Source organism: Burkholderia sp. Ac-20349, assembly GCF_017104865.1.
In the GTDB taxonomy this organism is placed as follows: Bacteria; Pseudomonadota; Gammaproteobacteria; order Burkholderiales; family Burkholderiaceae; genus Burkholderia; species Burkholderia aenigmatica.
In genome coordinates, this window is record NZ_JAAGPM010000252.1 from 1 (window position 1) to 5,496 (window position 5,496).

General features: G+C 67.7%; 4 protein-coding genes and 3 pseudogenes. All 7 read right to left on the reverse strand.

Annotated features, from left to right (window positions below; translation table 11 throughout):
• A pseudogene (locus tag G3N61_RS37705) lies at window positions 1-130 on the reverse strand (aldose 1-epimerase); the annotation flags it as partial.
• 49 nt (window positions 131-179) lie between these two features.
• Complete coding sequence (locus G3N61_RS37710) at window positions 180-986, reverse strand: SDR family oxidoreductase (protein WP_205824962.1); 807 nt, start codon at window positions 984-986, stop codon at window positions 180-182.
• Window positions 987-1,009: 23 nt separating this feature from the next.
• Window positions 1,010-2,026 carry an L-arabinose ABC transporter permease AraH gene (gene araH, locus G3N61_RS37715; protein ID WP_043191339.1) on the reverse strand — a complete coding sequence of 339 codons (1,017 nt, stop codon included), beginning with the start codon at window positions 2,024-2,026 and terminating at the stop codon, window positions 1,010-1,012.
• A gap of 70 nt (window positions 2,027-2,096) precedes the next feature.
• A complete protein-coding gene (araG, locus tag G3N61_RS37720) occupies window positions 2,097-3,608 on the reverse strand; it encodes an L-arabinose ABC transporter ATP-binding protein AraG (protein ID WP_089449879.1) in 1,512 nt (503 codons plus the stop codon).
• 67 nt (window positions 3,609-3,675) lie between these two features.
• Window positions 3,676-4,671: an arabinose ABC transporter substrate-binding protein gene (locus G3N61_RS37725; RefSeq protein ID WP_205824963.1), complete on the reverse strand. Its 996-nt coding sequence runs from the start codon at window positions 4,669-4,671 to the stop codon at window positions 3,676-3,678.
• Between the two features lie 102 nt (window positions 4,672-4,773).
• Window positions 4,774-5,364, reverse strand: a pseudogene (locus G3N61_RS37730) (SDR family oxidoreductase); the annotation flags it as partial.
• Between the two features lie 4 nt (window positions 5,365-5,368).
• Window positions 5,369-5,496, reverse strand: a pseudogene (locus tag G3N61_RS39930) (LysE family translocator); the annotation flags it as partial.

Sequence of the window (5,496 nt, forward strand, 5' to 3'; positions counted from 1 at the left end):
CCGCGGCGCCGACGCCCTGCGCAAAGGCTGCTGTCTGCGGGCCGGGGCTGACCGGCTGCGCGGCGGCGGCCAGGCGCGCACGGCGCGACTGGCTGGTGGACGACGATGCGCGCGAGGACGTGGCGGTCATGATGAACTCCTTTCCTTCGTCGAAGAAACGATGCGGGTCGTGCGAACGGTTAGGCCCAGCCGCCGTCGACGATCACGTCCTGCGCGGTGATCATCCGGCTGTCGTCGGCCGCAAGGAACAGCGCCATCCGCGCGAGATCGGCGGGCAACAGCTCGGCATCGAGGCACTGGCCGGCCTTGATCGCCGCGCGGCCCGCGTCGTCGAGCCACAGCCGGCGCTGCTTGTCGGTCATCACCCAGCCGGGCACCAGCGAATTCACGCGGATGCCGAACGGGCCGAGGTCGCGCGCGAGCCCGCGCGTGAGCCCCTGCACGGCGGCCTTCGCCATCGTGTACACGGGATAGCCGCCGTTCTTCAGCATCCAGCTGATCGAGCCGAGATTGACGATCGCGCCGCCGCCCTGCTGCTTCATGTCGTCGATCACCGCCTGCGCGGCGAAGAACTGGTGACGCAGGTTCACCGCGATGCCCGCGTCGAACGACTCGGGCGTCACGTCGCCGATCGCATGGCGCGCGTCGTTCGCCGCGTTGTTCACGAGCACCGCGATCGCGCCGATGCGCGCGCGGATCGCGTCGATCGCATGGCGCAGCGCGTCGATGTCGGTCAGGTCGCACTGGATGAACAGCGGCGCGTGACGCACGTTCGGCACGTGCGCGAGGCGTTCCGCCAGCGCGGCACCGGCCGCCGCGTCGAGATCGACGAACGCGACGCGCGCGCCCTGCCCGGCGAAGTGTTCGACGAACGACGCACCGATGCCGGTCGCGCCGCCCGTGATCAGCACCGCGCGATCCTCGAGGCTCGGATAGCGCGCATGGCGCGCGTGGTTCGGGTCCTGCGCGGAAGTGTCGAGTGTCATGCGAATCGTCTCCGTGAAAGCGGTCAGTCGCGGACGCCGCGGTTCTTCAGCTGGTCGAGCAGCACGGCCGCGAGCAGGATCGCGCCGCGCACGAGGTACTGGTAGAACGCGTCGATGTTCAGCAGGTTCATCACGTTCTCGACGGTGCCCATGATCAGCACGCCGATCACGACGCCCGAGATCGTCGCGCGGCCGCCCATCAGCGACACGCCGCCGAGCACGCACGCGGAAATCACGTTCAGCTCGAAGCCCTGCGCGGCGTTCGGCTGGCCCGACGTGATGCGCGACGCGAGGATCACGCCGGCGAGCGCCGTCACCGCGCCCTGGATCAGGAAGATGTACACGCGTGTGCGTTCGACGTTGATCCCCGCAAGCCGCGACGCCTCGGGGTTGCCGCCGATCGCGAGCGTGTTGCGGCCGTATACCGTCTGGTTCAGCAGCACGCCGAACGCGATGAAGCACAGCAGCGTGACCCAGATCGGCAGCGACACGCCGAACAGCGACAGCCCGCCGAGTGCGATGAACGTATCCGACGACACGCCGACCGCCTGCCCCTTCGACACGATGAAGCCGAGCCCGCGCACGATTTCCATCGTCGCGAGCGTCGTGATCAGCGCATTGATGCGCAGGTACGCGATCACCGCGCCGTTCACGAAGCCGATCGCGGCGCCGGCCGCGACCGCCGCGACGATCGCGACGAACGTGTTGTCGGTCGCGTTCAGCACCATCGCGCACAGCACGCCGGAGAACGCGACGGTCGAGCCGATCGACAGGTCGAAGTCGCGCGATGCGAGACAGAACATCATCGTGCACGCGACCATCCCGATCTGCGAGATCGACAGCGCGAGGCCGAGCATGTTGTCGATCGAGAAGAAGTGATCGACGGTCAGCGACATCGTGATGAACATCACCGCGAAGATCGCGATCAGGCTGTATTCGGTCAGATGCTGCCACCACTTCTGGCGGTCGCTCTGCTGCGGCACCAGCGCGTCGGCCGACGGCTTCACGGCGGCGCTGCCAAGGTTTTCGTTGACTTGCATGATGGTGTCTCCTGCTCCTGCATCGCACGGCCCGCGCCGCGCGTGTCCGATTCGATTGTCGTGTTCCGTGTCAGGCCGCCTCGACGGCGCTCGTCTGCGGCAGCGCCAGGCTCAGCACCGCGTGCTCGTTCGCCTGGTCGCGCGGCAGCTCGCCTGCGATCCGGCCTTCGCGCATCACGACGATGCGGTCGGACACGCCGAGCACTTCCGGCAACTCCGACGACACCATCACGATTGCGCAGCCGCGTTCCGCGAGCCGGTAGATCACGTCGTAGATCTCGTGCTTCGCGCCGACGTCGATCCCGCGCGTCGGCTCGTCGAGGATCACGACCTTCAGGTCGGGCTCCGCGAGCCAGCGCGACAGGATCGCCTTCTGCTGGTTGCCGCCCGACAGGAAACGGATCTTCTGGCGCCGGTTCGGCGTCTTGATCTTCAGCCGCTGGATGAAGCGGTCGGCCGTTTCGCTTTCGGCCTTGCGGTTGATGAAGAGCCCCGCGCGCAGCGAATGGCGGCGGCAGCTGATGTTGATGTTCTCCGCGACCGACGCGATCGCGATGATCCCCTCTTCCTTGCGATCCTCGGGGCACAGCACGATGCCATGGCGAATTGCGTCGCCGGTGCGCTTCACGTCGATGCGCGCACCGTCGAGCGTCAGCACGCCCGCGCGCCGGTGATCCGCGCCGTACACGAGCCGCATCAGCTCGCTGCGGCCCGCACCGACGAGCCCGAAGAAGCCGACGATCTCGCCCGCGCGCACCGAGAAGCTCGCAGGTTCGCGCAGTGCATGGCCGTCGACACCTTCGGCGGAGAACCGCACGTCACCGAGCGTGCGCGGCGCGTAATGATAGATATCCGAAATCTCGCGCCCGACCATCTCGGCGACGAGCCGTTCGCGCGGTACGTCGGCCAGCGATTCGTGCGACGCGATCTTGCGCCCGTCGCGGAAGATCGTGCATGCATCGCACAGCCGGTAGATCTCGTCCATCCGGTGCGAGATGTAGATCAGCGCGCGGCCCTGCGCGCGCAGGTCGTCGACGAGCTTGAACAGCACCTCGGTCTCGCGATGCGACAGCGAGCTGGTCGGCTCGTCGAGCGCAATCACGCGCGCATTGCGCATCAGCGCCTTGCAGATCTCGACCATCTGCCGCTGCGCGATCGACAGCCGCCCGAGTTTCGCGTCGGGATCGAGGTCGACGCCCATCGCGGCGAGCCGCTCGCGCACGTAGCGCTTCGCCTCGCGCTTCCTCACCCAGCCGAACGCATTCGGCAGGCGGCCGAGCAGCAGGTTTTCCGCGACCGTCAGGTCGGGCACGTACTGCAGCTCCTGGTGAATCACCGCGATGCCGGCCGCGATCGACGCGGCCGCATTCGCGAACTGCACGGGCTGGCCGTCGACCAGCACGCTGCCCGCATCGGGCTGGTATTCGCCGCCGAGAATCTTCAGCAGCGTCGACTTGCCCGCGCCGTTCTCGCCCATCAGGCCATGCACCTCGCCCGCATGCACGTCGAACGAGATGCCGTCGAGTGCGCGCACGCCGGGAAAGACCTTGCCGATATTGTCAAAACGCAGTGCCGCTGACACGTCGTCTCCCCACTTCCGGATCGATCGACCGCCGGCTGCCGCATCGCCGCGGCAGCCGGCGGGCCGCTTACTTCGACGCGAGCCCCATCTCCTCGCGGACCTTCGACACGTTGTCGCGCGTCGCGAGCATGCCCGTCGTCAGCGTCAGCGCCGGCGGTGCCTTGCCCTGCGTGATCCACGTGTACATCAGGTCCGAGGTTTCCTCGCCGTGGCGCTTCGGGCTGATGATCACGGTGCCGTAGAAGCCCGTCGGCTGCGGCTTCTTGAACTCGTTCAGCGCCGAATCGGAGCCGCCGATACCGATGCCGATCATGTTGTCCGCCTTGAAGCCACGCCCTTCGGCCGCGCGCACCGCGCCGAGCACGGCCTCGTCGTTCAGGCCGTACGCGACCCAGTGCTTGAACTGCGGGTTCTTCGTGAGTGCGATGTTTGCCGCGTTGAATGCGTTTTCCGTGTCGGTCTTCGCCTGCGGCGCCGCGATCACGTTCGCCTTCGGGAAGCCGGCGGCCACCAGCGCGTCGGTCGCGCCGCTCGTGCGGTCGTGCGCGGTCGGCAGCTGCTCGTAGGTGATGTCGATCGCGCCGACGTCCTTCATGTCCCAGCCGCGTTTCTTGATCTCGGCCGCGATGCCGTCGCCGACCTGCTTGCCGATGTTGTACGCGGAGATCCCCATGTGCGGGACCGACTCGATCGGCTTGCCCGCGCCGTCGACGAGACGGTCGTCGACCGTCATCATCTTCAGGTTGTGCGACTTCGCCTTCGCGACGATGCCCGGCCCGAGCTTCACGTCCGGCGTGCAGATGATGAAGCCCTGCGCCTTCTGCGCGGACAGGTTGTCGATCGCGCTCATCACCTTTTCGCCGGACGGCGCGCCGATCTTCACGAGCGTGAAGCCCTTGTCCTTCGCCGCCATCTCGGCGAACTTCCACTCGTCCTGGAACCACGGCTCTTCCGGCTGCTTCACGAGGAAACCGATCTTGACCGGATCGGCCGCGTGCACGACGGGGCTCCCGATCACCACGGCGGCCGCGGCAGCCAGCGTTACGAACATTCTGCGTTTCATCTCCAGTGTCTCCTTGTCTTCATCGAACAGGATGCAGCCGCTTGTTGGTTTCGACGCAGCGTGCGCGCGGCCGTCGCACGTGCGGTCTTTCGAATCGTTGCGTCAGTCGTGATACAGCGCCGCGCGCCCGCCATCGACGGTGATGCACGCGGCATTGATGAACGGCGCCTCGTCGGACGCCAGGAACACGGCCGTCATCGCGACCTCCTCCGGCCGGCCGATCCGCTTCATCGGCTGCAGCGCGAGCGTTTCTGCGCGCGCAGCGGCCGGATCGGGCTGCGCGTCCCACCAGTCGCGCGTGAGCTGCGTCTCGATGTAGCCCGGCGCGATCGCGTTCACGCGCACGTTGCGCGCCGCGTATTCGATGCCGAGCGCACGCGTGAGGCCCAGCACGCCGTGCTTCGCGACCGGGTACGGAAAGCAGCCCGGGATGATCCTGAACGCGTGCGTCGACGCGATGTTCACGATGCTGCCGCGACCGCGTTCGACCATCCCCTCCAGCGCCGCGCGGCAGCCGTGCCACACGCCGTCGAGGTCGACCGCGAAGCAGCGGCGCCAGTCGTCGTCGGTCATCGTCAGCGGATCGGCGAACACGTTGATGCCCGCGTTGTTCACCAGCACGTCGAGCGGGCCGAACGCCGCCTCGGTCTGCGCCAGCGCATCGCGTACCGCATCCTGCCGCGCGACGTCCGCCAGCAGCGGCCGACACGCCGAGCGCCGCCACCGTCGCCCAGAACATCGACCCGGAAATGACGCCGAGCGCGAACGCGAGCGCCGCCTTGCGGCCCTGGTTCGCGGCGACCGACATGATCGCGAGATTGCTCG